The following is a 26,707-nucleotide window of genomic DNA, read 5'->3' as shown; positions in this document are numbered from 1 at the left end:
GCTTCGCAAAAAGTGTTTAATTGCGGGAATAAACACCGGTTTTAGTAAAAAGGCGACAGTTGAGGCACGGGCCAACAGAGGGGGAGTTTAGGTTTTGGATAGGGCCCCGCCTAGGGCCTGTTAACACTAATTTAGCACCATTGCTGGAGGTCAGTTTTTTGTCTAGCTAGGCGCCAGACGTGCCATGTAGTGGGCCTACATAAGCGGCTGGCAACAACGCTGGGCAAAAAACTGGCCCCAGCCCGAAGGGTTGAGCCTGAAATGAGCTCGTTCGTTGTTGCTCACCGCTGATTTAAGCCCACCAAACTACGCGGCTCGCGCCTAGATCGAGCTCATTTCAAGCTCAACAGAGGTGCTAAATTAGTGTTAACAGGCCCTAGCTTGGCAGGCCCGTTGATCTGATACTGCTGCGGTAACGACGCGGGAACAGCGCTACTGGCGTGAGGTACCAGGCCCTGGGCCGCTAGTCGAGGGTCTCGAGCGGTGGCAAACCCAGGGCGGCGCGAAAGGTGTTGTGGTAGTGCTGCAGGGGGGCTTCATTGCGGCCAAAGATTAACGTCTTTAATCGGCCGCTCTCTGCAGACTGCTGCTGGCTTTCGCCCATCACATAGTCCTCGTTCTCCACCGTGCTGTTGAACACCTCCATAATGGCTTCGGCGGAGAGCATCGGTTTGTGCTGACTACCCGATTGGTAGACGTTATCGGCGGTCACCAGCTCGGCCTCGTGTGCCAGGCGGGCGGCGTCCAGTTGATCGAGCATCTCCTGGGTGAAATAGGTGTGGATGCGGGAGATGGAGCGCCCTGGGTTGCAGCCATCAGGGTAGATTTTTACCAGTGATATCCGGCCCGGGCCGAGTATGAGCTGGATGTTGGGGAAGAGATAGTAGAGCACCAGGGCGCCATCGGAGATGATCCACTCGGTCTCTGGTACGTTCGATAGCGCGTCAATGCTTTGCCGGGCCAGGGCCAGGCGGTGGTTCTGGCCACGGATTTCGTAATGGAGATTATCGCCCTGGTAGAGCTGCGACAGGGTTCGGCTGTGCAGAACTTTAAAGTGGTAGTTTTCGCCAAAGGTGTCGTTGGCCAGTTTCCAGTTGAGCCGTTTATCGATGGTCTTTTCACCGTGATAAAGGTAGCGCTGCAGTTCATTGCTGGCGATCTCTTCGGCAAAGCCACCGAGCAGTTGCTCCGGGTCGATGGCGCCATCCACCTGTGGGTGCACCCACAGTAAGCCATACTTTTCCACGGCTGGCAGTTCGACCAGACCATGACCGCTTTTGTCGATGCTGCCAAATTGCTCCTCTTTGGGAATGGCGGCCAGGGCGCCGTCGGAGGCGTAACGCCAGGCGTGGTAGGGGCAGCTGAAGTGTTTGCGGGTGCCGCGGCGGTCATTGGTAACCAGCGCGCCCCGGTGGCGGCAGGCATTAACAAAGGCGCGCAGACGGCCGTTGTGGTCGCGGGTGGCGAGTACCGGCAGGCCAAAATCGTTAATGGTGAGAAAGCTGTTGGGCTCGGGCAGGTCGCCGCTCAAGCCGATGAGCTGTGGCTGATTTTCAAAGAACTGCGACCACTCCTGGGCCGCCAGTACCGGGTCGACATAACTGGCCGCCGGTTGCAGGCACTGCCGGCCGGCATCGTGGGTGTTACCCTCCTTCGACTGTTGCATCAACGCTTTAATGATGCGCACCTGCAGATCATGCTGCATGCTGTTCTCCTTGATTGTTTTGTATCAGATTGCGGATAGCGGGCGGTGGTAGGCTCTCAAACTGTATGGGGCTGCGAGCTTAGCTATTAGTGGCGTGTGCAATCGGGATAAATAGGGCGGCAGCGATAGCGCTCGTTATTATTGTGTAAACGCTGGAGGTTACTCCCACTTGGCGGTGGTGCCAATTAGCAAAATTCACCAAGTTTGCTAGCCAATATGCTTACCGGTTAATTGTGCGGCGAAAAATTCTGGCTGATTAAAAGCGGCCAATTGAAGTCGATCGATAAAAACCGGGCAGTTAAAACCGGGCAGTTAAAAAAAGTACCTTTGCGCTACCGAGCGTGAGCGATGGTAGAGCTCGGCGATGCGCTCCTCGCGGGTAACGCGGCTGCTGGTGTTGGCGAGCACCGCTTCGAGTGCCTCTCGCTTTACTACCTGGGTGGTGAATTGGGTGTTGTGCAAGCTTAGCAGGTTGCGATAGGTGATATTGCCCTGCTCAAAACCGCAGGTATCCAGCCAGTTAAAAAAGCCCGGCTCCTGTTCGCAAACCACAATGCGAATTTTGCCATCGCGATCAACCCGGGTGCGCGCCGGTGTGTAGCTTACCGGGCGGTAGAGAAAATCCATGCTGTTCATAAAGGCGCCGGCATTGGTCAGCATCCAAAAGCCGTCGTGGGCGTCGAATTCAATAATTAATGCTTCGTCGCGGGCCAGCTGCCAGCAGAGGTGGGCGATGGCACGGCCGCGCTTTTGATCGTCGGCGGTGGTGTTGGCGTTTGGGTCTGGCGGGAATTGATTAACCTGAGCCGGGTCGACAAACGGGCTGTATTGGTAGGGGTGGTCGGGCCATTGTTGCATAAGTTGGCTGACAAATGTCCCCGCCCATTGCATGGCATGGACCATCTCGGTGGGTGTCGGCAGTGGCCTGGGTTCACGCATATCGATGCGTTCGATATGGAGCCTTGCCGGCTGCTCCTGCCAGCCATCGAAGCCCTGTCGCAAAAAGAGTTTGCGGCTGTTGCTAGTGGTGGGCAGCCAGTTGAGGCCGCGCTCCGGCCCGCCAATAAACAACTCAAAATTGCCGTCGCTGTCATGGGCAAGCTGGTGGCCAAACAGATTGGCTTCGGGAATATCGCCAAAAGGGTCGTGCAGGCTGGGGATCTCTGTGCCCGGTACCGTCTCCGGCCGGGCCCCCTGAATGGTGAAATTAATAAAGCGGGCCGAGCCGATATTGCCGCTCACCCGGTAGACCGACTGGCCATCTATCCAAGCCTGGTGGTAGGTGAAGTCGGCGGCGTCGCCGCCCAATTTGCGTGACGGGCTGCAGAAGGGGTGCAGTGCCGGGTAGCGGCTGTTTTTGGTCTCCAGGGCGAGGTCAAAGGCCTGGCCCAGATTCTGGGTTAAGAAGCGGAAGCCATCGGCCCGCTGCAGGGCATTACTGGGGTTGCTCTCCTTAAATACCTGTTCGCCCGCCTGTTGCAGTTGGCTACAAAACGCCCGCCAGGCATCTTGCAGGAGTGGGTCGCAGGGGTTGTCGCCAAAGGCCATAACTCTCTCTTCTGTTTTTTATCGGGTAGTCGCGGTTGTTTTACATTTGATGCAAAGCGTGGGAGTCCAATATTTTACCGAGCACGTTGGCGGCCCGTTCGGTGGCCGGTTGCGGGTCTTCGTCATCGATGCGTGGGCCGATCAATTCCAAGTCGAAGTTGCCCTGGTAGCCGACGCTAATTAACCAGCCAATTAAACGGGCCAGGGGAATGGTGCCGTCGCCGGGTACGGCCCGGGCCGGCAGGTTGCGATCACCCAATACGTAATCACTCACCTGTACCAGGCCACAGCGGGGCAGGGCACGCACAAAGGTGGCCTGCAGGTCGGGCTCGGCCCAACAGAAAAAGAGATCGATACAAACGCCGATATCGGCCCGCTCGGCCAGCCACACCGTATCTTTTAAGGTGTGGGCAATGTGCAGGTCGGCGTATTGGGCCGGGGCGTTTTCAATCATCAACCGCACGCCGGCCGCCTGGGCATAGGCTAGGCACGGTTGTATCGCTGTGCAGAATATCTCGGCGGCGGCTTCCCAGGTCAGATCGCCGTGGCCGCCGGTCATCATATAGATCGATTGCGCGCCGAGGGCTTGGGCCTGGTCGATGCGCTCCCGCAGCTTGGCCTGGGCGGCCTGCCAGGCGGTGGGCTCGGCCGTGAGCGGGCCGGTGAAAAAATTGTGGACGATGGTCTCCACACTGCAGTGGCTCTGCGCCAGGCATTCGGCCATTTTGGCAACACCGTAATTATCCAACTGCGGGCTGATCAAACTCACCCTGTGGGCGGCCAGGCGGCGCCAGTAGTAAACCTGTTCATCCAGGCTGGCGTTCATCACATTAACGCTGTTGACGGAGATTCTCGGGTGCATGGCGTTGATCCTACAGTGGCGGCCAACAGATTATTTTTATCGCTTGCTAAGTTTGCGCTCTATTCGAGTAATTTGCGCTCTATTTCCGTGTTTCCAAATCGAGACCGAACTTCTCCCGATAGGGGGCAAACTCGGCGTTGAGCTGGTTTAAATCCTCTTTGATCCAGTCGGTGGTGTAGTGGAATTTGCCGTAGCGGTCGCCGCGGTTATTGGCTAGGTAGTCGCGCATGGCGCGCTCGGTGGCCTCGCCGAACTCCTTATCGCTGAATTGGTAAAAGCCTTGAATGGTCGCCACCGGGTCGGCGACAAAATCCTGGTAGCGCACGTGGTAGATACGCGGGTCGTCGACCAGCGGATTGTTGAGGGTATCCTGAATGCCGGCGCGGGTGGCGGCCAGGTGAATGGCGGCCTGCTGCGCCATATCCACCTCGCCGGTGCCAAAGGCTTGGTTGAGGGCGATGGCCATGCCGATACGGGAGGCGGTCACCTGTAGTGGGTCGCGGTGGGTCCAGATCAGGCGGGCATCGGGGTAGGCTTCAAAAAAGGCGGCCAGCCGGGGGCCGTGGAAACCTTTTAACGCCCAGTGTTTTTTCGGCTGTTGCTTGGTGGGATCAAACTGGCAGGCCTGCAACATCATCTTGTGGATGCGGTACTGGGCGCGGGCATCCACCGGCAGGCCGCCCACCCACATGCCGATGGGAGCCCGCCACCAGGCGGTGGGGGTCATTACCCGGAAGTCCATGGCCCAGGTGCGTTCACATTCGGGCAGACCGTCACCGAGCATATCGTTGTAGGGGTGAATCCGCAGCCACTCGGGGGCCATGGCGTTGATCTCTTGCCAATCGGCATCGGCCTGGGCCCGGCGCGGGTCGTCGTCGCTGGCCATGCCGGGCGGTGGTGAGGGGTACATCACCTGCCAGAAGCGCAGGGCGCGGGCGTTTGGGTCTACCGCCAGCAGCGCGTGCAGCAGGGTGGTACCGGAGCGGGGTTCGCCGGTGGCAAACAGGGGCCGCTCGATCACCTCGTCGGCCAGGCCGGCAATGGTGTTGTGGTCATTAAAAAATTGCAGGCGGCTGGTGAGCAGCCCCAGGGCCACCTCGGCGGCCACCGACTGGCCGGCCTCATCCAGGTTCAGTGCCTGCAGTTTGGCGATGGCCAGTTGGAAGCGCTGCGGCAGGCTTGGGTCGCCCCAGTCGTGCAAGCCGGTGCAGGCTTCGGCGGCCTGCAGCAGGCGCCCGGCGTTGAGGGCAAGCTTCATGTGTAATCCCCCACCAGCTGCAGCAGTTCATCTTCGGTGGCGTGCACCTTGGCGGCGGAGGCGGCGCCGTACTTGAGGCCGGCCATGCCGCCGTAGTCGAGAATCTTCGGCACCCGCAGCCCGGCCTCGACAAAGCCCTTAATCTGTCGCGCCACCTGCTTGGGGCTGCCGTGGGGAATCACCGCCAGAATCGCCTCCGGCTCCACCCTGTCGAGCATTTTCAGGATCACCTCGCGGGTGAGCAGTTCCGGGTTGATATCCTGGTAGCCCCGCCAATCCGGGCCCATGGGGTGGTCGTAGCCATATTTTTTCAGGTCGGCAGCGGCGATCTGCAGTATCCAGGCCTTCACCAGCGGCGCCTGGAGAATCTCGGCCAGCTCGTCGTCGTCGCCGATCAGGCAGGTCATGATAAAGGCCGGAGTGATGGCCATGGGGTCGCGGCCGGCGGCCTCGGCACTGTCGCGCACCACCTGCAGCTTGGCGGCGTACTCCTCCGGCGACCAGGCTCCCGCCGGCCACCAGCCGTCGGCGTAGCGGCCGGTGATTTTCAACATGCGCGGGCCGCTGGCGCCAATCCAGATAGGCGGGCACTGGCCATTGTAGAGTTCGGTATCGAGGCGGGCGTGTCGCAGGCGGTAAAACTCACCCTCGAAATCCACCGGCCCCTCGCTCTGCCACAACAGTTTGATCACCTTGAGCGACTCCTCAAAGCGGCCTACCGGTTTGTGAAAGTCGAAGCCGTAGGGCACGGTATTTTCGGTCTCGCCACTGCCCAGGCCCAAAATAAATCGCCCCTGGGCGAGGTGGCTGATAGTGAGCGCGGTTTGGGCCAGCAGCGACGGGTGGCGACGCACGGTATCGACCACCGACATGGCCAGCGGTACCCGCCCGGTTTTTACTGCAGCAGCGGCGGCGACCGCCAGACCATCGAGGTGGCGATGAGGCGAGGGTGATAGGGTGGCGAGATCGGTAAATTCCGGTTGCCAGATGGCATCCGGCCAGAAGCTCACCATATGGTCGGGCAGCCACACCGAGTGGTAGCGGCCGCTGTCATACTCTTCGAGCTTACTAAAATCGAGTGGCAGGGTGGTGCGCAGAAAGGCGGCGGGTTGAACTTTCATGGAGTCTCCAAGCCATGGCCAAGCACTGTTTTATGGACCGCTGGCTCTGCTGCAAGCCGGCGTAAATGCCAACGTTGGCCTCGTTATTTTTGTTAATGGCGATTGAGTCTAGAGATGGGCAATAGCTCGGTCAAGGGTGGCGGCCGTGGCAATTCATTGATGGCCGGTAAAGTTAATAGGTTAATTCTCCGATTTTATTTAATGGTTTTAAATTCGTATATGCGGATTATGGTTTGGCAATACTTCTGAAATTTCTTGCTTTCTGGCTTTGTGCCGACGTTATACTGGCCGCCACTAATTTTTAATTATTTAATTAATTACATGCACCAACGCGTGCCCAAATGGCATTTGCGCGATAAAAGTATTTGCACAATAAAAGTAATTACCCAATAAAAATAAAAAGTGAGGTATCCGATGTTGCACGGCGAAAAAATTCTGGTAACCGGTGTTACCGGCAAGATCGCTTTTCCCATCGCCCGCGAACTGGCCAAAAATAATGAGGTGTGGGGCGCGGCCCGGTTGCGCAACCCGGCCGACAGTGAACGGCTGCTGGCCGCCGGTATCAAGCCACTGCCATTCGATTTGGCCAACCCCGATTTTGCCACCGTGGCCAGTGATTTTAATTATGTTTTTCATGCGGCGGTTGATCCGGGCCTGGACGACTGGGGTAGCTGCGTGCGTACCAACGCGCACAACTCGGGCGAGCTGCTCTACCACTGCCGCAACGCCAAGGGTTTTCTGTTCTGTTCCACCGGCTCCATCTACGCCTACCAGGGCCAGCGGCCGTTAACCGAGCAGGACCCGCCCGGTATTCCCCTGCGCGCCAACTACAGCTTTTCCAAGGTGGCGGCGGAGTCGGTGCTCACCTGGATCTCCAAACAGTATCAGGTGCCGGTCACCATTATTCGGGTCTGCTCCACCTATGGCCCCCTGGGCGGCGCCCCGGCCGACCGGCTGGAGGCGATTCTGGCCGGCAAGCCCATTCGCCTGCACCCCGATAAACCCAACAACTACAACCCCATCTACGAGGATGACTATGTCGACCTCGGCATCCGCGCCATGGCCGCAGCCAGCACGCCGCCATTGGTGGTGAACTGGTCGGGCAGTGAGACGGTCAGCATTGAAGACTACTGTACCTACCTGGGCCAGCTGGTGGGCAAGCAGCCCATCTTCAACTACACGGAAGAGGCGCACACGCCACTCTGGCCGGATACCAGTCACATGCATGCCGTGTTGGGCCACACCAAGGTGCCCTGGCGGGAGGGGATGCGGCGCATGGTGAAGGCGCTGCATCCGGAATTAAAACTGACGGATGAAGTGTGATGAGTGAGCGCTTTCAGTTAAGCGGCGAGCCCTCCGATGCCGTCGACGCGATAGTCACCTGTGGCGATTCCGGTATCAGCCATCTGTTTCTCTCTATGGCCGCCCGCCACCCGGAGGGCAAAGATGCCGAGTACCTGCATTGGCACAGTGTCGACCACCGGCCCGAGCAGATGCGCCTGGCCTCCATTCGCGCCTCGCTGCGGGTGGTATCCACCCCCCGCTGCCGGGCCGTGCGGGCGGCCTGCAGCCCCGCTTATGAGGCCATCGACCATGTCATGACCTACTTTTTTGCCAACCTCGATGGCCTCGATGAGTTTAACCGCCTGTCCGAGGCGCTGCGCGACGCCGGCCGCTCGCCCTTTATTCTGCCGCCGGTGGAGCGGGGCGTGTACGCGGTGAGCAAACGGCAGGCGGCGGCGCGGGCCAAGTTGGGCGCCGATGTGCTGCCCTGGCTGCCGACGCTGGGGGTTTATCTGCTATTGGAGGAGGGGCGTGAGGACGCGGCCGGAGAGTTAGCGCCGCTGCTGGCGGTGCCGGGGGTGGCGGGTAGCTGGCAGGCTGGCGCCGTTGCTACCGCTTTTTCCACCGCGCCCACCAGTCAAACCATCAGCCTGCTGTTTTTGGATGCAGACCCGGTGGCGGTGGCCGAACGTCTGCAACCGGTGCTGGCTGAGCGCTGGCGCGGGGGCGATGTGACGGCGCAACTGGCCGCGCCATTTTATACCCTGGTGCCTTATGAGTGGCACCTGCACCTGCCCTAGCGAAGCGCCGGCGGCTGGGAGCCGCCGGTGTTGGCGAGTGAGAATCCGCTAAAGCTGTTACTCTTTTTTCATCGGCATATCATCGCGCTTCATTTGCGCGTCATGCTGATGCATCTGTTCCATCATCATGTCCATCATGCCCATGTTGTCGTGCATCATGCCCATACGCTGATTCATCATCTCCTGCATCTGCTCGGTGGTCATCATACCCGGGCCCTCAGCATTGCCGGCATCCATGTGCATCATCTGCATCGCTTTCTGCATCTGGTTCAGGTGCTCCTGCATGAGCTGTTGTCGTTTTTTAGGATCCTTCTCCTGTTGAATCTGATTCATGGTGGTACGCATGGTCTGCATCTGTTCGTGCATTGCGTTCATCTGTTCGTGGTCCATCATGTTCATCATCATGCCGCCGCCTTTCGCATGCATGGGCATTCGTTCGCTGGCTTGTGAATTGTTCCCCGGGCCTTTGTTGGGCATGGTGTTGGGGCCGTTGCCGGCCAAGGCCACGGTCGCCAGGAACGGGGAGATAACCAATAGGGGAAGGAGTTTTTTCATGGGAATACCCTCAACAGAGTGTTGTTGGCCACCTGCTCACGCCTGAGGCACAGGCAGGCGACAACCGGTGAGCGACGCGCTGCGCCGCGATTCTGCCAGTGGCAATGCATCCTCGATTTGCCGTTTGGCATAAAGTTAACCAATGCCCAACGGCAGTGGCGTCAATTTTATTGGCCCGGGTCGATTCAAGTGGCCATTTGCCGGGCTCTGTAACCTACTGCGCGCGCAGCAGACATTTGTCTGACCAGCGCGCTTAATCAGCTGTTCTTACTGTCGACGTGCTGCTTGAAATTATTAAGAATATTTTGCCAACCTTGTTTCTGTTGCTGAGCAGAATTTTCATCCTCTGCGTCAAAGGTTTCGACCACCCTAACGCCATTGGCTGTTGCCGTGAACGCAACCGTCACCACTCGGTTATCGGCCAGTTCGAAGCGAAGGCATTGGTTGGGCGTAATGTGAGTAAAGGTGCCTTCAAAATCGAAACCCATGGAGCCATCCTTCGCTTCCATCCGGTAAATGAATTTTCCCCCCACCTGGAGATCTATCTCGGCTCTCGGGCAGCACCACTCAGCAAGGGCAAAATTCCAATTGACGATCTCTTCCGGCGTTACCCATGCCTGCCAAACCGCGGCCAATGGTGCGTTTATCTCCGATGCGATTGAAATTTCCATTTTCGCTCCGCTATTGCTGGGGTTTGGCCACTAACAGACCATTTTGTGCCACGATAAATCCCACACAGGTGCTTTTGATCAATAAACCAGGCGATGGTGGCCCAGCCTCAGGCCGGCGGCGCCATGGCCTCGTTCTGCATGTAAACGGCAATACTGGTGATCTGGCCGCGCTCGTTGAAGCGGTACAGGGAGAGCGAATAGAAGGGGAAAACTGTGTCGCCCTGGGTGATCATCTCCTCGCACTGCATATAGACCACCCCGGGCGCTTCGGTAATGCTTTTCACCACCGGTAGCCAGCCCTCGGAGTGGTTCACCCAATCGGTAAGCATGGCGCTGTAACCGGCCCAGTCGAGGCGGTCGTGGAAGGGGCCGATGCGCTCGAAGCCGTCAGTGGCGCAGAGTTCGGCCAGAGGTTGCCAATCGGCCAGGGTCACCGCACCGGTGGTTTTACCCTGCTCGACCAGCGCCTGCATGATGCGCGTGAGTTGTTGTACGGTTTCGGTCAGGCGCCCGGCGCCAATCACGGTGGGCTCACTGCTCATCGCTGTTGCACTCCTGTTATTCATTATTATGGTTGTCGCTAGCGGGTTATTAAGCGTTAGGCCCGACAGCTTAAAAGCTTAGCCCCGCCATCTCAATGGGCGTGGGTTTGTCCTGATCAACATCAAGCCCCAATCTGTCAGCTTGCACATACTAGAGCCCCTGCTAATTCTCACACCCCTGGCGCCACCGGCGGCCTGCAACGAGCCACGACTATGCACGATATCTCGATTTTGGCGATTATCTGGGCCAGTGTTTTTGCCGCTTCGTTTCTCGCCCACCGCACCCGTTTAACACCGGTGCTCTGGTATCTCTTCTGCGGTGCGGTGCTGGTTAATATTGGTGTGCTGCCCACGGAGATGCCGGTTTTTATCGAGGATTTCTCGGAGCTCGGCATTATCATCATTATGTTTGCTCTGGGCTTTGAGGAGGATGCCGATAACTTCCTGGGCAGCATCAAACGCAGCTGGGGTATTGCCCTGTTTGGTGCGGTGGCGCCGTTTCTGGTGGCTTACGTCACCACGCTGATGCTCTGGAACTCGCACAATATGGCGCTGCTCTGTGGCCTGGCGATGACCGCCACAGCGGTGTCGCTGACCATGGTGTCGCTCAAATCCGAGGGGTTGAATCACACCCCCGCGGCCACCGGCATTATGACTTCGGCGGTGCTGGATGATATCGGCTCCCTGGCGCTGGTGGCGATACTGGTGCCCATCGCCGCCGGCGAAGCGGTGGCCAGCCCCTTAGGGATACTGCTGATAATCGGCAAGGCGCTGCTCTTTTTTGTGCTGGTGACCATTATCGGTGGCTGGCTGTTTCCCGCGCGGGTGGGCTTTCTCTCCCGCATTCCCATCATTGGCAACTTTGGCCTGCGCCAGCTGCTCGCCATGGGGCGCGGGGAGTACACGGTGCTGGCGCTGTTGTTGATTGCGGTACTGGTAGGGCTGCTTGCCCACCAGTTTGGTTTCCACCCGGCCATTGGTGCCTACATGGCGGGGTTGATCATCAAGCAGGAGTATTTCGACTACCACAAGGATCGTGAAATCGACTTCTACAAACAGTCGCGGGCGATTATCGACAACGTCGCCTTCTCCTGGATTGGGCCGGTCTTTTTTGTTGCCCTGGGTACCGAGCTGGTGTTTGATAAAGCGATTTTTATCGCCGTGGTGCCGGCGGCGCTGCTGCTGTTTGTGGGCTTGTTTATCGGCCAGGTGCTCTCCGCCACCCTGGCGGCGCGCTACACCGGCGACTTTGATTGGCCGGCCAGCTGGATGATCGGCTTTGGCATGTTGGGGCGGGCGGAGCTCGCCTTTGTGGTGATGGATATCGCTTACGTGCAGTTGCAGATTATGTCGACCGAGGCCTTCTACGCCCTGATGCTCACCACCTTTCTACTGAACTGCTCGGTGCCACTGACTATCCGCTGGTGGAAGGGGCGTTTTAGCGGGGCCGGCGTCGTTGCTGGTTAGCGAGTCCATCTCCTGCGCGCGAAAATACTCCTCGGCGTAGCTGTCCAGGTGGATGCAGTCCATGGCTTCGCGCAGGGCCTGCAGATTCTGCTCCTGCTGGCTGGTGCGCGACAGGTAGAGGCTCATGCTGCCGATGCCCCGGCGGAAACTGGCGCGAAAGCGGGCTGGGTCGAGCCCCATGGATTGGATGGCCAGGGGCACGGAGAAGGGTGAGCCGGTCATGGCATCGAGCCGATCGCGAATCATCAGCGCCAACCCCTGATTGGTGGTATTGACCTCCACCCCCTCAATATTGTGTTCGCGGTAGAAGGTAAAAGCCGACTCCCAGCCGCGCAGAAAGCCCACCCGTTTGCCAGCCAGGTCGTCGAGTGAGGTTACCGGTGGCGCATCGGCGCGGGTGACAATCAATATCTCTAAATTAACCAACTTGGCGACGGCATCGACGTTGTGGTAGCTCTGGTCGTCCATCAGCACGGCGCTGTCGATGGAGCCATTTTGCAGGCTGTGCACAATGCGGGAGTAGGGCATTAACACACTTTTGTAGGTGAGGCCGGTCTTCTCCCGCAGGTGGTTGAGCAGGCCGGGCAGCAGGCCGGCGATCTCGCCATCGGCCGAGAGGTAGCCCCAGGGGTAGACATCCGGTATGGCAAATTGGGGTTGCGGCAGATCCGCAAAGGAGAGCGTCTGGGCGCAGCTCTCCTGCTCTGGAGCCGAACTGCCATAGGCGGCCACGGCGGGTAGCAGCAGTAACACAAGCGCGAAAAAGGACTTCATAGCATCGAACTGTTGTTATTTATAAGAATTATCGCTCTGTTCGCATGGGGCGAATCAGCCGCAGCCCGTTAGTAAAAATGGCATCCGCCTGGGATGCAAACTGTAACTATAGGCAGTATAGCGGCGCAAATACTCTCTTCGCTGCCGCTGGCTGCCGGTTAGTAGAGGTTGGTCACGCTTCCCGCCAGGTCAACAGAGTCACTACCGCCAGTAGCAGAAAACCGATGGGGTTAAGGCCGGGCAGCAGATGCAGCAGGGTTAATCTCATTAGCTGCCAGGGGTCACCCTCTACGGTCGCGCGAAAGGCGAAGGTGAGCAGCAGGCCGAATATTACGCAAAAGAGCAGGTTGATGAGCAGTGGGATAAAACCAAGCTCTGGACCGACGATGACGGCAAAAATGATGCCCCAGGCCAGGTAGTAGGCGAGATCGACAACGGCCAAGGCTACCAACAAAATTTTGCTGGTCACGTTGAGGGTGGCGAAACTTCTTTCGATGACGGGGCTGGCGTCGTCCAGCGCCCCTTCCGGTGGTGTGTAGATACTCAACGGTTACTCCTCAGTGTTGGGGTGTTCGGTAGTCTCGGCGGCGGGTTCGATCAGCCCCGCTTGCCGCGCCGCCTGTTCTGCGTACTTTAACTTGGCCTGGGCGCGGGCGTGGCGGCGAAACAGCTTCTGTTGCAGTTCGGTGAGCCGCTCGATGCTTTTAGCCAGTTTCTCCTGCTCGCTGGACGGAGGCGGCTCTGCGCTCACCCATTCGGCTTCGTTGTCTGTGTCAGCTTCTGCTTTGTCCTCGGCAGGCATTGCCAGCCTGGCCAGTGCCGCCCGCTGGTCGGCCAGCTTCTCTTCGGTTTCGGCCAGCTCCCGGGCGGTCATATCGACAAAGCGCTTGTGATCTTCGTAAGTGTCGAGCAGCAGGGCCAGCTCGCCGGCGCGCCCCTCTTCCGGGTCGGCGTAGAGTTTAAACTCGCCGGCGGTACAGACCCAGGCGGTGAGTGGCAGCTGGCCGGCCAGCGTGGTGATATCGGCGGCAAAAGGCGAGACCGGCCGCTGCTTTTGGATCTTAAAGGGCATGAACACCAGGGCTGCGCTTTGCGAAAGCGCCACCACCTGTTGCTCGCTGGCGGCGGTCACCACCATGGGTTCGGCCGCAATGCGGGCTTCATCGAGCAGAGCCGCCAACTGCGCCGCCACCGGCTCGCGCTCCGTCTCACTGGCAACGCCCAACAGGCGAATGGTGGCGTGCTCCCAGCGCTCCACCCGGGTCACCAGGTAGGCGAGCAGCAGCTCCAGGCGGCTGCTGTCATCCCCCCACCACCAGACATCAATGGTCTGGCCGCGGCCGTTAGCGGCCGGGGGTCTGCTTGTGCCCGGGCTCTGGCTGAGCAGCACTATGTTGCAGCCGAGGTGCATGGCGGTATGCAGGTCGAGCGCCGTCAGGGTGGGGTGGTCTGGCTCGGCCGGCGTTACCGGTGGCCAGTCGAGCAGCAGGGTATTGGCGGTCAGCGGCCCGATGCCAAACGCCTGCACAATCGAGGCGATGCTATTGCTCCCCTCCGGGGTAAACACCAGCCGGTGAAAGATCTCCTGCTCCTGGCAGGCCAAAGCCTCGACAAAGGGCTCCTCGATCGCTTCGTGGGGCAGGCTGGGGTGAAAACTGCTGCGGCTGTGGGTGAGCTGAATGGCGGTGGCAAAGCCGCTGTTTTCGATAATCCAGCCGGCAAACTGCAACAGCCAGGGTGGTGGCCGGGTGCTGGAAGGGAAGATCAGCAGGTTGGGGCGCCAGTCGCGCGGGTGGGGCTCCGAGTCCTCGGCGGCAAACAGGTGCTCGCGCAGCTGCTGCAGGTGGTAGGAGCGGCGGCCGTCGGCCCAGCGGGCAAGGTGGGCGGTGTGCTTCAGATATTGGTGCACCGCCAGCAGCAGGCTGATGGCCAGGACGCCGGCGACCCAATCGATAGCGAGCATGGCCCCCAGGCAGGCGAGGCCACCGGCCAGGCTCAGCCAGCGGTTAAAGTAGCGAAAGCCGGGCCGGAAGGAGGGGCTGCCGGCGGACGATTCAAAGTAGGTGGCGAAGTTGATCAGACCGTAGGAGACCAGAAAACACATGGAGACCACCGGCGCGATCAGGTCGAGTTGGCCGGCGGCGATTGTTAACAGGGCGATGGTCGCCGACAACAACACCCCCGCCCGCGGGTTGCCACTTTTGCGGGTGGTGCGGGCAAAGGGCTGCAGCAAGCGGAACAGTCGGTCGCTGGCCAGGGATTGCAAAATTCTGGGCGCCCCCAGAAACGAGGCCATGGCCGAGGAGAGGGTGGCGGCAAAGACCCCGGCGACAATCAACTCACCAGAGAGGGCGATGCTCTGCATGGCGTTGTGGTCGCTGGCCAGCAGTCGGCTGGGGGCGGCACCGGCAAAGGCGAGGGCGGCCAGAAAATAGATCACAATCGAGACCGCCACCGCCAGAAAGGTGCCCAATGGCAGGCTGCGCTGGGCATCCTTCAACTCGCCAGACATCGACACCCCCTGGGTAAAGCCGGTAACCGCCGGGAAGAAGAGGGCAAACATCAGCCAAAAGCTGAACCCCTCGCCGGGCAGACGCCAGTTTTCGGCCAGAGTCTCCGCCCGCCAGTGGCTGACGCTGCCGATAAAAAAGGCGAGCAGGGCGAGGCTGAGTATGGCCATCACCCCATACTGGAAACGGGTGGCCCAATCGGTGCCAAGCCAGGCAAAAACAGACAGCACCAGCAGCGCGATGGCGGCGATTGCCTGCGGATCCAACCAGGCATGCTGGGGGATAAAACCGGCCGCCACTTCGCCGAAGCCAAGGCAGTAGAAGGCGATGGAGACCGACTGCGCCAGAAACATGACAATGCCAATGGCACCGCCCCAGGCCGGCCCCAGGGTGCGCGAAATCAGATAGTAGTCGCCGCCGCGTTTGACCTTTAGATTGGTGGCGATGGCGGAGAGGGAGATGGAGGTTAACACCGAGATGGTGTTGGCCAACAGCAGGATCAGCAGCGCCACCGGCAGGCCGGATTCGCCCACCACAAAACCCAGCCGCAAAAAGAGAATCAGGCCGATAATGGTCAGCACACTGGGGGTAAACACCCCGGCAAAGGTGCCAAGCCTGCCCGCCGTCTCGCCGTTGCCGTTCATGGTTGTTTCACTGTCCTTTGCCAAGTGTTCGCTTCAGCCGTCGCGCTGTTCATTAAAAAGCTTGACGATTAGCCATTGGCTCAGACCGTCGGTCACCGTGTAGCGACAGCGCCTTTCGCTACTGCTTTTGCCGTACACGCGGCGGCTCAGCCGTTGAGGAAGGTATGGGTATCCTTGTGCTTATCGATGTCGAGTGACTGCGCAACAACTGCTTTCACACTCATCTTGGTCGACGCCAGTCCGTGCCCGGGGCGTAGTTTATTGCCGTTGGCGCATGTTATGCGCAAAAGGTGTGAGCTGATAGAGCTGCCCGGGTCGCTTTGGATAATTTTTATCACAACAGCGGTTTGTCGTTATAGTCGTGATATAGGACGGGTTTGGTTGTCACGCCGGTGAGACCTTGATAGCAAGAGGTGGCGCGCGAGACCTTGTTCAAGGGACTTTGATGATGAGGCTTTGATGATGAGGCTTTGATAATAAAAGTTCTGCTGAACGGCATCGCCGACTCGGCTACACTGCCGGTTTTTTGTGGCACTCTGCGCTGCTCAACGATTGGTGAAACCCTGTGGATCAACTCTGGCTCTTCTTTACGGTAACACTCTTTTTATCGGCCAGCCCCGGCCCGTTAATGCTCGGCTGTATGGCCGATGGCGCCCGCTTTGGCTACGGCGCCACGCTCTTTACCATGGCCGGTGCCAGCCTCGGCAACCTACTGCTGATGCTGCTCTCGGCCATTGGCTTGGGGCTGTTGGTGGCCGAGGCGGCCTGGGTCTTTAACGCCATTAAATGGCTCGGTGCCGGTTATCTGATCTACCTAGGGGTGCGCCTCTTTATCGCCCCGGTGGGCGAGCAGCAGGCGGCCGTCGCCCGCGACCTGCCCGGCCACCATCTGCTGTTAAAAGGCTTTTTAATTGCCGTGACCAACCCTAAGGGGCTGATCTTTTTCGGCGCGCTCTTTCCCCAATTTATTAATGTCGAGCAGCCGGTGGTGCCGCAGTTTGCGTTGATGACCCTGATCTTTCTGGTGTTGGATTTTATCTGGATGTCGATCTATGCCCTGGCCGGCAAACAGATTATGCGCTGGCTCTCGTCACCGGTGCACCAGCGCTGGTTTAATCGCGCCTCGGGCAGCCTGTTGATGGGTGCCGGCGGCGCCCTGTCGCTGGCCAAGTTGTAGGCCGCGCTCCCGCCCGATAAAAAGCGCAGCCAAGGCTGCGTTATTTGGTTTGGCGGCTCGCCCAATTTAATTTGGCAGCCACTGGTAGTAGTTATCGAACGCCTCCCGGTGCGTCTCAATAAAACCGTGGGCCAGATAAAAGTGGTTGGCGCGGCTGCCTGTTAACGCCCCCAGGCGGATGGCTTTGCCGGCGCTACGCGCTTGTGCTTTCACGAATTCGAGCAGCCGGCTGCCCAGTTGTTGGGCTTGAAAATCCGGGTGCACATAAAGATGGTCCAGATAGAAATGGTCGCCCTTATCCAGCACCACCAGGAATGCGGCCAGGCGATGGTCGATCAGCAGCTTGCGGGTATTGGCCGGATTAAAACTGGCCAGAAAGCGCTGCCGCGCCCGGCTGGGCTCGAAGCGGCCAACGGCCTCCAGGCTGTCGCGCATGGCCAGCAGCCTAAGCTCGGCCAGGTCATTGGCATCGGCGCGGGTGGTGGCGGTGAGTTGCAGAGTCATAGGCGTTTAAAAACTTGGCAGGGTTTATTCGTTAACCGCTGAATTGGCAACTGGGGATAAAACAGACCAGCGCCATCGCCAGGCGATAATAGCGGCAGGCGAGTAAGCCAAACAGCGCCGCGCCCAGTATTGCCCAGGGCAGGGTCTGCCAGGCCAGGGCGGCGAGGGAGTCGAAATGGAGGGGGTAGGCAAAGAGCCGCCCGAGCAGGCCGGCGATAAAACCGAGTACGCCATAGATAAGCGTGGCGAGGATTTTGTCGAGGGTATCACCGGTACGGACGCTAAGCGGCTCGGCCGGCTCCGGGGCGGGTGGTTGCTCGTTGGCCCTGCTCATGGTGGCTGCTCCTTAGCGCTTTGTCCTTTGTGCTTGTGTTGCGCCTTCGCTGGGCGCTCTATTGAGCCTGATAATTTCTGATTTGGCGAGTCTGTTTGTGGCCGTTTGCCAGCGCTGCGGATGGCGGGGTATGGGCTTTGGTGCTCGCTGAACCGGGCTGGCTTCGCCAATGGCTGTGTACAGTAGCTCGGCACCTGTGCATAGATGCCCGGCGGCCGAGCTTTTTGCAAGCCGCGCCGGGCAATTATCCCCATGGTTGGGGTTCGGAGCGAGGAGGTTGGAGTTCCGAGCACCAACACCTGTCGTGAAATTCTACGGTGGCCCTGCTCCGAGCGCCGAGTTTGGAGCTTTTTGCTCGGTTGCTGCAGCTCGGAGCGCCAAGGTTGACGCCCGCCGCACAGAACTCCTCCCGTTATGCACCGGTGGCCTCACTCTGTACACCGATGGGCTCCTGCTATGCACCGAGTTGCGGGCTATTTGCTCGGAGATTCTCCCTTATAGCGCCAATCATTCTGCTGTTTGTTCCGAGTTTGGCGCAATTTGGGCCAGGTTTCTCCCTATTTGCAAGGACTCTCGCCTGTTGGGTTTAGTCCAGTTGAGCGCGGATGTTGGTGCCGATTGTTGCTCCTGGCTTTGTGGGGTGCCGGCTGTCGTTTAACTCGGTGGCGTGATGCTACGGCTTTGGTTGGTTTGATAGCCAATGAGGGGCGGAAAATAAAGCAGCATGTTGCTCTCTGATTCGCCTTGCAGGTGGTGGAATAATTGAGCTTTTGTTTGTCGATTGCCATTGAGGTATTTGCAGGGAGTAACCCAGCAAGCTGTTTGCCCATTCGGGCATGGTCTCCGCTTCGCTCTGGCTCGCCCTGCCTGCTCACCCGAAGGGTGAGCCAGCTGCGCCAGCAGGTATAACCGGTAATCGACTAATCCCAAGCGAGTGGGACCCCGCACCCCCGATGGCAATCGACCCAACCCACGCGGGAGTACCACCACCGCAGTAAACCGCAAACCAGCGCAGAGCCCACACCCCAACCACCGACAAAAGAATCTAGATCGGCGACCCCGGCGGTACCACCACCTTCCCAGGAATCATCCCGGCGCTGGGCGCCGCCAAAAACCGCTTGATCTCGGCGGCCAGCATCTGCGCCTGATCGCCTCGCTTGAGCTGCTTCTGCAGGCGGGTCAGCTCGGCCAGGGTGGCGGCTTTGGCGCTGTCGCTGGCGGCGGGGTCGACGGCCAGGCGCTGCAGTTCGCGCAGGGTGACCCAGGCCACCGCCAGGGTGATCTGATCGCTGCCGCTGTCGGCGCCGTTGGCCGGCAGCACCAGGCCGAGTCCGATCTCGTGCAGGGCCTCGAACAATCCCAGCTGGTTGCTGTTGAGCTGGGTCTGTTGCAGCAGCCGTTCAGCCCGGCGGCTGTCGAGCAGCATGCCCACCACCAGCTGCGCGGCGGCGCGGGCCGGGGCGGCGCTATCAAAGGCGTTGGCGGTGAGGTGCTGGAACGCCTCGCGGGTGCGGCTGTAGCCGTAGGCGGGCGGGTGCAGCAGTGGCAGCAGCTCACTGCGCAGGGTCAGTTCGCTTGGCCTAAGCGACGCAATCAATGCCGCCAGCGCCGCCTTCTGCTGGGCCACCGGCACCTGGCGCACCGCTGTCTGCTCGGCGTCGTGCAGGGCGTAGTCGTAGTCGACGCCGCCAATCAACTTGGCCACCGCTTCGGCCTGGTAGCGGTGCAACAGGTAGAGCGGCACCAGGGTCAGCTCCAGGTCGCCCATGGCCTGGCCCGGGCGCAGGGCGTTGTCGGAGAAGTGTGCCAGCGCCGCGCGGCGCACCTGCATCAGGTTGTCAAACTCGGCCAGCACATCCGGGCCGTTGTCCCACAGGTGGGCGCCGGCGTGGGCGGTGGCCGGGCCGCGTACGTCCGGGTCGGAGATAAAGCGCAGGCCTTGGGCGTCGGCCTTATTGATGATGGCGGCCAGGGCCTCGGCTTCATCGGTGCCGCTGGCAAAGTCGCTGTAGCCGTAGGCGATGGCGAGCTTATCCCAGGCGCCGATACCTGTGGCGTAGGCGTTGGCCAGGCTTACCTGGCCGCTGCTGTCCAGGCTCAGCTTGGGGTGCGGGTAGTCCATCACCGAGGCGTCGTTGTTGGCGCTGGCAAAGAAGTTGTGGGCAAGCCCCAGGGTGTGACCCACTTCGTGGGCGGAGAGTTGGCGCAGGCGGGCGAGGGCCATGGCCTGCACCGCTTGGCCTTGGTCGCCGTCGGCGCCAAAGGGGCTGGTGAGCGCCTCGGCGATGAGCATATCCTGGCGTACGCGCAACGAGCCGAGGCTGACGTGGCCTTTAAGAATCTCGCCGCTGCGCGGGTCGACGATGCTGCTGCCGTAGCTCCAGCCGCGGGTGGAGCGGTGCACCCACTGGATGGTGTTGTAGCGCAGGTCGAGGGGGTCGGCATCCGCTGGCAGCACCTTCACCTGGAAGGCGTTTTTATAGCCGGCGGCGGCGAAGGCCTGGTTCCACCAGCTGGCGCCTTCCACCAGGGCGCTGCGAATCGGCTCCGGCGCGCCGGCATCGACGTAGTAGACGATGGGCGCCACCGGTTCACTGACGGCGGCGCTGGGCTCTTTTTTCTGCAGGCGATGGCGCACCAGCAGCCGCTGTTCGATGGCTTGGTCTAGGGCCACGGCGTAGTCGCGATAGGCCACCGAGAAGTAGCCCGCCTGGGGGTGGTAGGCGCGCGCGGCCAGGGGTTCTTCCGGCAGGGCGACAAAGTGGTGGCGGGTTTTGACGGTGACGTGGGTGGGGTCGGGCACCACCGACTCCAGCTCGCTGCCGGGCTGCTCGCCCACGTAGGTGAGCCAGGCCTCGGCCAGGCTGTTGCGCTCGAAGCTCTTCAGGGTGGTTGGGTCGGGGCTGGAGAGGCTGGCGTTCAGGCTGAAGCGGCCCTCGTTCACCGACTGCAGGCGCGCACTGATCTGGTAGGCGTCGCTCACCAGCAGCGGTGTAATGTCGACGATCACACCGCGGTTGCGTTCGCCTTCAACGGTAAAGCTTGCCAGCACACTCTGGGCAAAGGCCTGCTCCACGGCGCGCTGCTCGGCGGGGTTGCGGGTGTTGGCGCGATACTCCAGATTGCGGGCGATCATCAGCACCTTGGGGCCGGCGCGCAGAAAGTAGACCACCCGCTCGGTGCCCAGCTGACCGCGGTCGAGGCCGATATCGTTGGAGCCGATGCCGTTGGGCAGGGTCACCAGGTAGAGAAAATCCTTATCGAAGTTGTCTACCTCCATCAGTACCCGGCCCTTGTCGGCGTCCCACCAGAGGTCGAACAGGCCGGGGTAGTGGGGCATCTTATCGAGGCCGGCCACCGCTTTGGCGGCGGCCAGGCCTGGCAGCAGCAGGCTAAAACAGATCAGAAAAGCAAAAACGGGGCGCATGGGCTGGTCTCTGGTTGCGGTCAGTGATGGTGGAGAGTTTACGGTAAGACGAACCAGGGCGTCTGTTCGGTAATAGTTGCGGTACGCTTGGAATTGTTTACCAAGCAATCCGGGCAGGGTTTTATTGGTGCCGGGCAAAGCGTTGTCCACGGCACGGTAATGGCCATCTAATGGGTGGATAATGGCGCCGCTGTTCACGGCCAGGGTCCACTTGGGTATCAGCCGGGTGAAGCGTTTCACTCGGGTTAATCACAACAGGAGATCACCATGAGTCATATCGGTAGCTGCCACTGCGGCAAAATCAGTTTTGAGGTCGATGGCGATTTTGAATCGGTTATGGAGTGCAACTGCTCCCACTGCAGTCGCAAGGGGTATCTGCTCTGGTTTGTACCGCGCTCGGCCCTACACGAACGGATTGAGGGGGATGTGCTGTCGACCTATACCTTTAATAAACACGAGATCAAACACCACTTCTGTGCCAATTGCGGCTGTGCCCCGTTTGGTTTTGGCAGCCACGGTGGCCAAGAGATGGCGGCCATCAATGTCCGTTGCCTGGAGGATGTGGACCTGACCACCATCCCCCGCCAGGCGGTGGATGGCCGATCCCTGTAAGCCGTTACCGGCCGCCGGGCCTGATAGTACGGCGGCCACTTATTAAATATTTTTCACCCCTGTTCGTTCACTTTTATCTGTTCACTACTCTCTGTTTACTTTTAAGGTTGCTGGATGATGACCACTCTCTTTTCGATCTCCCGCTGGGCGCTGTTGGGCCTGGTATTCACACTGGCCGCTCTGACCGGCTGCGCTAACCTGCCACAAAATTTGGAACAACCCAAAGTCCATTTAAGTTCGGTCGCCTTGGGTACCCCCAAGGGCTTTAGCCAAACCCTCGATATCGAGCTGCTTATCACCAACCCCAACAGCGTGGCGTTGCCGGTAACCGGCATGAACTACCACCTCACCCTCAACGGCGAAAAACTGATGACCGGGGTGAGTAACCAGATTCCGGTGCTGGAGGCCTACTCCGAGACACCGGTGCAGGTGACCGCCACACTGGATCTCTTCTCGGTGGGTAAGTTTATAAAAGCCTTGATGCAGACTCAGTCGGCCATCGACTACGAGCTGGGTGGCAAGCTCGACCTGACCAGCTTCCGTCTGCCGCTTAATTTCAGTGAGGCAGGCAAGATCGACCTCGGCCAATAACTCCGTGCTTATTTATCTGCCCCTGTCCGGTTAAACCGTAGCAGGCGTTACCACAAAAAAGGCCGCCATTATTGGCGGCCGTCAGCAGCGTGATTGCCAGTGCCCGATTACAACAGGCGATGGACGATCGGGCAGTTGATAATTATGCCGGTGGAGCCGTAGGCACTGCCGCCGGGGCCGGTGATAAAGCCCCGCTCGGCCATCCCCAAAATGGCGAACTCTTCGGTCATGCGTGAGCGGTAACCCAAATCGACCGCCGCTTGCGTCCATTCACCCAGGTTCAAATCCCAGAGCGGGCTGTAGTCGGTGGCGATGGTGGGAATGCCGCCCAGCACATTGAGCGGGCCACCCTCGCCGCGAATGGCGCTGTTAAAGCCCTGGCGCTGGGGGTTGACCTCGTCGAAGTCGTTGGTGGGGCCGTTGGTAAAACCAAAAATGCGCTCGACCCCGCTGAACAGCGAGTCATCCCGGCCCACCGGAATCGCAGCCAGCGCCGGGGTGTAGATGGCCCCCTCCAGGCTGGCGGCAATTTCGGCGGAGGCATCGGTGGAGATATACAACACCGGCCGGCCAAAGCTGAAGCCGTTGGTGAGTGCCAGGGTTACGCTGCCAGGTTCCCCCGCCGCCCCCGGACAGATGGCAACCACCTTGTCGTGCAACAGCGCGCGGGCGCTGGCCTCCTCCTCGGCGGAGATACCGTCGCAGTAGGGCGCCAGCTGCTCGGCGCTGGTGTTGAACGAGACCATGGGCGCGTTGTAGATGTGGCCACCGGCGTTGCTGATCTGCACCAGGGGCGAGTAGAGGCCATCGTCACTATCGCCGGCGGAGCCGACTGCGCCCGGGGCGAAGGTGAGGCTGGCCAGCAGATTGTTGGTGCCGCTGCTGTCGCTGGAGCCGGGCGATACCACCCGCTCGGGAGTAAAGTCCACGGCGCCACTGGCAAACACCAGCAGGCCATCGGCGTCGTAGTAACCACGGCGCACCGTCTGCGAGAGCATGCCATCGGGCAGATCGGTAAAGCGCAGCTTGGCGCTGAAGTTCAGGCCCAGGGCGGCGGCGTTCTCCTTGTCGGAGGTATCGGTCACCACGTACCAGAGGCTGGCGCCATCGTTAGTGCCACCGCTTTCCAGGCGGCCTTCATACAACGGCAGGGTGATGGTGGTGTTGGGGCTGGCTGCCAGATCCAGGTTGCCTGCCTTTAACAGCTGATAGGGGCCGATCAGATTGGGATTGACCGACGACGGCGCCGGACCAAAGTAGGTGACCGGCACATCGGCACCCACCGAGGGTGGCGCGGTGGCAAAGTCGCTGCCGGCGGTGGGTATGTTCAACGGTGTGCCACTGGCCACACCAGTGAGGGCGTTGCTGTTGGCCAGGGTGGCGACAGCGATATCCTCGGCGGTGCGGCCACCGGCCAAGGGGGCGAGGCCCGCCGCTTCGGCGGCGCTGCCATCGTAGCCGGAGCCGGTGTCCATCATGACCGGTGCATCCATGCCATCCGCGCCGTCGACGCCATCGCGGCCATCTTTACCGTCACAGGCGGTGACCAGCACCCCAAGCAGGGCCATGCTCACGGTTTTTGTGGTTATGATTTTCATAGTGGTTTCCTTAATTCAGTAAATGCCGGCGTTAGAGGAAGCGGTGCACGATCGGGCAGTTGACGATAAAGCCACTGGAGCCGTAGGTGCCGCCGCCGGGGGCGGTAATAAAGCCGCGTTGCACCAGCCCCAGAATCTGGAACTCTTCGGTGAGGCGCGAACGGTAGTTCCGGTCAATGGCCAGTTGCGTCCACTCGCCCACGTTCAGATCCCATAGGGGGCTGTAGTCGGTGGCGATGGTGGGAATGCCGCCCAGCACATTGAGTGGTGAGCCTTCGCCCAGCACCGCGCTGCCTAAACCCTGGCGCTGGGGGTTGACCTGGTCGGCGGCGACATTGCTCGGGCCATTAACAAAAGTGAACAGCCGCTCGACGGCGCTGAACAGAGAGTCGTCGTTGCCAACATTGATGTCGCGCAGGCCAGGCGCAAAGGTGGCACCCTCCAGGGCGGCCGGCAGTGGGTCGTTGGCGTCGGTGGAGAGGTAGAGCACCGGCCGGGCAAAGCTGAAGCCTGAGGTTAACGACAGGGTGACGGTACCCTCGGCGGGACAGATGCTGACCACCTTGTCGTGCACCAGGCTGTAGTCGACATCGCCCTCACAAAAGTCGAGTGCGTCTGCCTCCACGCCAAAGGCGACGATAGGGGCGTTGTAGATATGGCCACCGGCGTCGAGGATTTTTACCAGCGGCGAGTAGAGCTCATCGCCCACCGAACCCGGCTGAAATTCCGCCGGCGGAAAGGGGGCGGCCGAGGGGTTATCGGCATTGCCGGCCACCACCACCCGCTCGGGGGAGAAGTCGACCGAACCCGCCATAAAGCGCAGGGTGCCATCCTGTTCGGTGACGGCGCTGCGCACGGCGCGGTCGTTATCGGCGTAGGAGAGTTTACTGGCGTGATTCAAACCCAGCGCTTTGGCCGCTTCCGGGTCGGTGGTGTCGGTGACTATGTACCAGACCGCCTCGCCGGTTTCAAAGAGTTCGCCGCGGTAGAGTGGCAGGGTAATGGTGCCGGCCTCGTCATCCAACTGGCCGGCGGTTAACAGCTGCAGGTCGCCAATCAGTTCCGGCGCCACGGTGGAGGGCGGCGGGCCAAAATAGGTAACGGGAATGTCGGTGCCGATGGAAGCCGGCGCCGGCTGGATATCATCATCGGCGATGACAATGGTGCTGGCGCCCAGGCAGAACAATGCGCAGGCGAGCACCCCTTTGGAAACGTGTGACATGGTTTTTCTCCGGGTTAATGGGAGCCCTGACAGTAACCCGAAGAAAATGGCCAAGACCTCACAGGGCGTTAACGTGTTGCTAACGTTCGAGTAACAAAAATGTTGCGAGATTATCACCGGGCCGGGGGATGATTTTTTGCGCAGACCACTACTATGAAGAGAGCAGTGACTATCTCGACCCAGGTGTGAAGATGGTCAATGGCAAAGATAATAGCCGCCAAAAGGTGGTAGACTGCGCCTCCTTTGTCGCTGCGGATTAATGAGTGTTGTATGACTAAAGCGCCTCTCTGGACACGCGATTTTATTATTGTCTCCCTGCTCAATTTTTTATTGGTGTTGGTGTTTTATCTGCTGGTGGTGGTGATGGGGCTCTATGCCACGCAAGTCCTGCACGCCACGCCCAGTCAAGCCGGCTTGGCGGTGGGTATGTTTGTGGTGGGAATATTGGCCGGGCGCCTGATTGTTGGCCAATACATCGATCGCATCGGCCGCAAGCGCAGTATGCTGCTGGGGCTCTTCTTCTCGATCATTGGCTGCCTCGGTTACTTTATTGAGGGCGGTATTCTGTTCCTCATTATCAACCGCTTTATCCACGGCTTGGCGGTGGGCTTTGCCGCCACCGCCGCCAGCACGGCGGTGGCCCATATTATTCCAATCTCACGCAAGGGCGAGGGTATCGGCTTCTACAGCATGAGCACCTCGCTATCCACGGCCATTGGCCCCTTTATTGGATTAATGATGACCCAGCAGGTGGGTTTTAAACCGGTGCTGGCCTTGTGTGCTCTGGTGAGTGTGACGAGTTTGGTGGTGGGCTGGCTGCTGCGGGTGCCAGAGGCGGAGGAGCTGCCGGAGGCGGCGCCGCGTCAGTTCAGTATTAAACGGCTGCTGCACCCGACGGTGGTGCCCCTGTGCAGCCTGATGTTTGTACTCGGCGCCTGCTACTCCGGCGTGCTCTCCTACCTCAACGCCTTTGCCGTGGAGCGACAACTGGTGCAGGCGGCCAGTTTCTTTTTTATTGTCTACGCGGTAACCATTTTGCTTTCCCGGCCGATTACCGGGCGCCTGCTCGATGCCCGTGGTGCCAACTTAATTATGTATCCGGCTCTCGTGTTAATGGCGCTCGGCTTCCTGGTGTTGGCCAAGGCTCAGGTGGGCTGGGCACTGCTTGTGGCCGGCGCCCTGATTGGCCTTGGCTTTGGTAATATTCAATCCTGTATCCAGGCGCAGGCCTTGAAAATGGTGGCGCCCAACCAGATGGGGTTGGCCACCGCCACCTTTTTTATTCTGATGGATGCCGGCCTTGGCTTTGGCCCCTATCTGTTGGGTTTTGTGATCCCCTGGACGGGCTACGCCGGCCTCTATCTGGCGATTGCCGCGCTTACGTTTTTAACGATAGGGGTCTACTACGCTGTGCATGGCCGGCGGCCAATACCGGTCGTGGGGAATTAATTGCCGGTCGCGGGGAATTAGTTGCCGGTCGTGGGGAATTAATCGCCGGTCG

At 60.0% G+C, this 26,707-nt stretch carries 24 protein-coding genes; 8 read left to right on the top strand and 16 right to left on the bottom strand.

Annotated elements, in window-relative coordinates:
* Positions 1 to 463: 463 nt before the first annotated feature.
* From SBL51_RS05715 to SBL51_RS05695, 5 genes are all read right to left on the bottom strand, one after another.
* Positions 464 to 1,705 (bottom strand): aromatic ring-hydroxylating oxygenase subunit alpha, encoded by a 1,242-nt coding sequence (locus SBL51_RS05715; RefSeq protein WP_317929910.1) that lies wholly within the window; start codon positions 1,703 to 1,705, stop codon positions 464 to 466.
* A gap of 312 nt (positions 1,706 to 2,017) precedes the next feature.
* Entirely contained in the window at positions 2,018 to 3,253 is a 1,236-nt protein-coding gene (locus SBL51_RS05710; protein WP_317929908.1) for a hypothetical protein, read from the bottom strand.
* 40 nt (positions 3,254 to 3,293) lie between these two features.
* Complete coding sequence (locus SBL51_RS05705; RefSeq protein WP_317929906.1) at positions 3,294 to 4,115, bottom strand: sugar phosphate isomerase/epimerase family protein; 822 nt, start codon at positions 4,113 to 4,115, stop codon at positions 3,294 to 3,296.
* 79 nt (positions 4,116 to 4,194) lie between these two features.
* The gene (locus SBL51_RS05700) at positions 4,195 to 5,373 is read right to left on the bottom strand and encodes a sulfotransferase (RefSeq protein WP_317929904.1); all 1,179 of its coding nucleotides are present in this window, start codon (positions 5,371 to 5,373) and stop codon (positions 4,195 to 4,197) included.
* Positions 5,370 to 6,494, bottom strand: a complete 1,125-nt coding sequence (locus SBL51_RS05695; protein WP_317929902.1) for an LLM class flavin-dependent oxidoreductase — start codon at positions 6,492 to 6,494, stop codon at positions 5,370 to 5,372. Before SBL51_RS05695 ends, SBL51_RS05700 begins: the two co-directional genes overlap by 4 nt.
* Positions 6,495 to 6,908: 414 nt before the next feature.
* Here SBL51_RS05695 and SBL51_RS05690 point away from each other — a divergent pair, with 414 nt between their 5' ends.
* On the top strand, positions 6,909 to 7,817 hold the full coding sequence (locus tag SBL51_RS05690) for an NAD(P)-dependent oxidoreductase (RefSeq protein WP_317929900.1): 909 nt from the start codon (positions 6,909 to 6,911) through the stop codon (positions 7,815 to 7,817).
* Positions 7,817 to 8,578 carry a hypothetical protein gene (locus tag SBL51_RS05685; protein ID WP_317929898.1) on the top strand — a complete coding sequence of 254 codons (762 nt, stop codon included), beginning with the start codon at positions 7,817 to 7,819 and terminating at the stop codon, positions 8,576 to 8,578. Before SBL51_RS05690 ends, SBL51_RS05685 begins: the two co-directional genes overlap by 1 nt.
* Before the next feature lie 57 nt (positions 8,579 to 8,635).
* On the opposite strand, the gene SBL51_RS05680 is transcribed toward SBL51_RS05685, so the two are convergent.
* The 3 genes from SBL51_RS05680 to SBL51_RS05670 form a co-directional block, all read right to left on the bottom strand.
* On the bottom strand, positions 8,636 to 9,133 hold the full coding sequence (locus SBL51_RS05680) for a hypothetical protein (protein ID WP_317929896.1): 498 nt from the start codon (positions 9,131 to 9,133) through the stop codon (positions 8,636 to 8,638).
* Positions 9,134 to 9,390: 257 nt separating this feature from the next.
* On the bottom strand, positions 9,391 to 9,804 hold the full coding sequence (locus SBL51_RS05675; protein ID WP_317929894.1) for an SRPBCC family protein: 414 nt from the start codon (positions 9,802 to 9,804) through the stop codon (positions 9,391 to 9,393).
* 107 nt (positions 9,805 to 9,911) lie between these two features.
* The gene (locus tag SBL51_RS05670) at positions 9,912 to 10,346 is read right to left on the bottom strand and encodes a hypothetical protein (RefSeq protein ID WP_317929892.1); all 435 of its coding nucleotides are present in this window, start codon (positions 10,344 to 10,346) and stop codon (positions 9,912 to 9,914) included.
* Positions 10,347 to 10,559: 213 nt separating this feature from the next.
* Here SBL51_RS05670 and SBL51_RS05665 point away from each other — a divergent pair, with 213 nt between their 5' ends.
* Entirely contained in the window at positions 10,560 to 11,813 is a 1,254-nt protein-coding gene (locus SBL51_RS05665) for a cation:proton antiporter (protein WP_317929890.1), read from the top strand.
* On the opposite strand, the gene SBL51_RS05660 is transcribed toward SBL51_RS05665, so the two are convergent.
* From SBL51_RS05660 to SBL51_RS05650, 3 genes are all read right to left on the bottom strand, one after another.
* Entirely contained in the window at positions 11,736 to 12,587 is an 852-nt protein-coding gene (locus tag SBL51_RS05660; protein WP_317929888.1) for a substrate-binding periplasmic protein, read from the bottom strand. The two genes, SBL51_RS05665 and SBL51_RS05660, sit on opposite strands and share 78 nt — an antisense overlap.
* 172 nt (positions 12,588 to 12,759) lie before the next feature.
* A complete protein-coding gene (locus tag SBL51_RS05655; protein ID WP_317929887.1) occupies positions 12,760 to 13,134 on the bottom strand; it encodes a hypothetical protein in 375 nt (124 codons plus the stop codon).
* 3 nt (positions 13,135 to 13,137) lie between these two features.
* On the bottom strand, positions 13,138 to 15,765 hold the full coding sequence (locus SBL51_RS05650) for an amino acid permease (RefSeq protein ID WP_317929886.1): 2,628 nt from the start codon (positions 15,763 to 15,765) through the stop codon (positions 13,138 to 13,140).
* A gap of 541 nt (positions 15,766 to 16,306) precedes the next feature.
* Between SBL51_RS05650 and SBL51_RS05645 the strand changes: the two genes are divergently transcribed.
* Entirely contained in the window at positions 16,307 to 16,918 is a 612-nt protein-coding gene (locus SBL51_RS05645; protein ID WP_317929884.1) for a LysE family translocator, read from the top strand.
* A 66-nt stretch (positions 16,919 to 16,984) separates the two neighbouring features.
* Here the strand turns inward: SBL51_RS05645 and SBL51_RS05640 are convergent, their stop codons facing one another.
* The 3 genes from SBL51_RS05640 to SBL51_RS05630 form a co-directional block, all read right to left on the bottom strand.
* Positions 16,985 to 17,422 (bottom strand): GNAT family N-acetyltransferase, encoded by a 438-nt coding sequence (locus tag SBL51_RS05640; RefSeq protein WP_317929883.1) that lies wholly within the window; start codon positions 17,420 to 17,422, stop codon positions 16,985 to 16,987.
* Positions 17,423 to 17,453: 31 nt separating this feature from the next.
* On the bottom strand, positions 17,454 to 17,756 hold the full coding sequence (locus SBL51_RS05635; protein WP_317929882.1) for a hypothetical protein: 303 nt from the start codon (positions 17,754 to 17,756) through the stop codon (positions 17,454 to 17,456).
* Between the two features lie 1,045 nt (positions 17,757 to 18,801).
* Entirely contained in the window at positions 18,802 to 21,423 is a 2,622-nt protein-coding gene (locus tag SBL51_RS05630) for a zinc-dependent metalloprotease (protein WP_317929881.1), read from the bottom strand.
* Positions 21,424 to 21,450: 27 nt separating this feature from the next.
* On the opposite strand from SBL51_RS05630, the gene SBL51_RS05625 reads away from it, so the two are divergent.
* Both SBL51_RS05625 and SBL51_RS05620 read left to right on the top strand, forming a co-directional pair.
* Positions 21,451 to 21,795, top strand: a complete 345-nt coding sequence (locus tag SBL51_RS05625) for a GFA family protein (RefSeq protein ID WP_317929879.1) — start codon at positions 21,451 to 21,453, stop codon at positions 21,793 to 21,795.
* Between the two features lie 114 nt (positions 21,796 to 21,909).
* Entirely contained in the window at positions 21,910 to 22,386 is a 477-nt protein-coding gene (locus SBL51_RS05620; protein ID WP_317929877.1) for an LEA type 2 family protein, read from the top strand.
* Positions 22,387 to 22,493: 107 nt separating this feature from the next.
* Here SBL51_RS05620 and SBL51_RS05615 read toward each other — a convergent pair whose 3' ends face one another.
* Together SBL51_RS05615 and SBL51_RS05610 are read right to left on the bottom strand one after the other, a co-directional pair.
* On the bottom strand, positions 22,494 to 23,984 hold the full coding sequence (locus tag SBL51_RS05615; protein WP_317929875.1) for a hypothetical protein: 1,491 nt from the start codon (positions 23,982 to 23,984) through the stop codon (positions 22,494 to 22,496).
* 31 nt (positions 23,985 to 24,015) lie between these two features.
* Positions 24,016 to 25,206, bottom strand: a complete 1,191-nt coding sequence (locus tag SBL51_RS05610; protein ID WP_317929873.1) for a hypothetical protein — start codon at positions 25,204 to 25,206, stop codon at positions 24,016 to 24,018.
* Between the two features lie 128 nt (positions 25,207 to 25,334).
* Here SBL51_RS05610 and SBL51_RS05605 point away from each other — a divergent pair, with 128 nt between their 5' ends.
* Both SBL51_RS05605 and SBL51_RS05600 read left to right on the top strand, forming a co-directional pair.
* Positions 25,335 to 25,466, top strand: a complete 132-nt coding sequence (locus tag SBL51_RS05605; RefSeq protein ID WP_317929872.1) for a hypothetical protein — start codon at positions 25,335 to 25,337, stop codon at positions 25,464 to 25,466.
* Between the two features lie 10 nt (positions 25,467 to 25,476).
* A complete protein-coding gene (locus SBL51_RS05600; RefSeq protein WP_317929870.1) occupies positions 25,477 to 26,655 on the top strand; it encodes an MFS transporter in 1,179 nt (392 codons plus the stop codon).
* Positions 26,656 to 26,707 lie beyond the last annotated feature (52 nt).

The sequence above is a fragment of the Halioxenophilus sp. WMMB6 genome (genome assembly GCF_033283405.1).
Lineage (GTDB): Bacteria > Pseudomonadota > Gammaproteobacteria > Pseudomonadales > Cellvibrionaceae > Halioxenophilus.
This window is presented reverse-complemented; position numbering and strand designations above follow the sequence as displayed.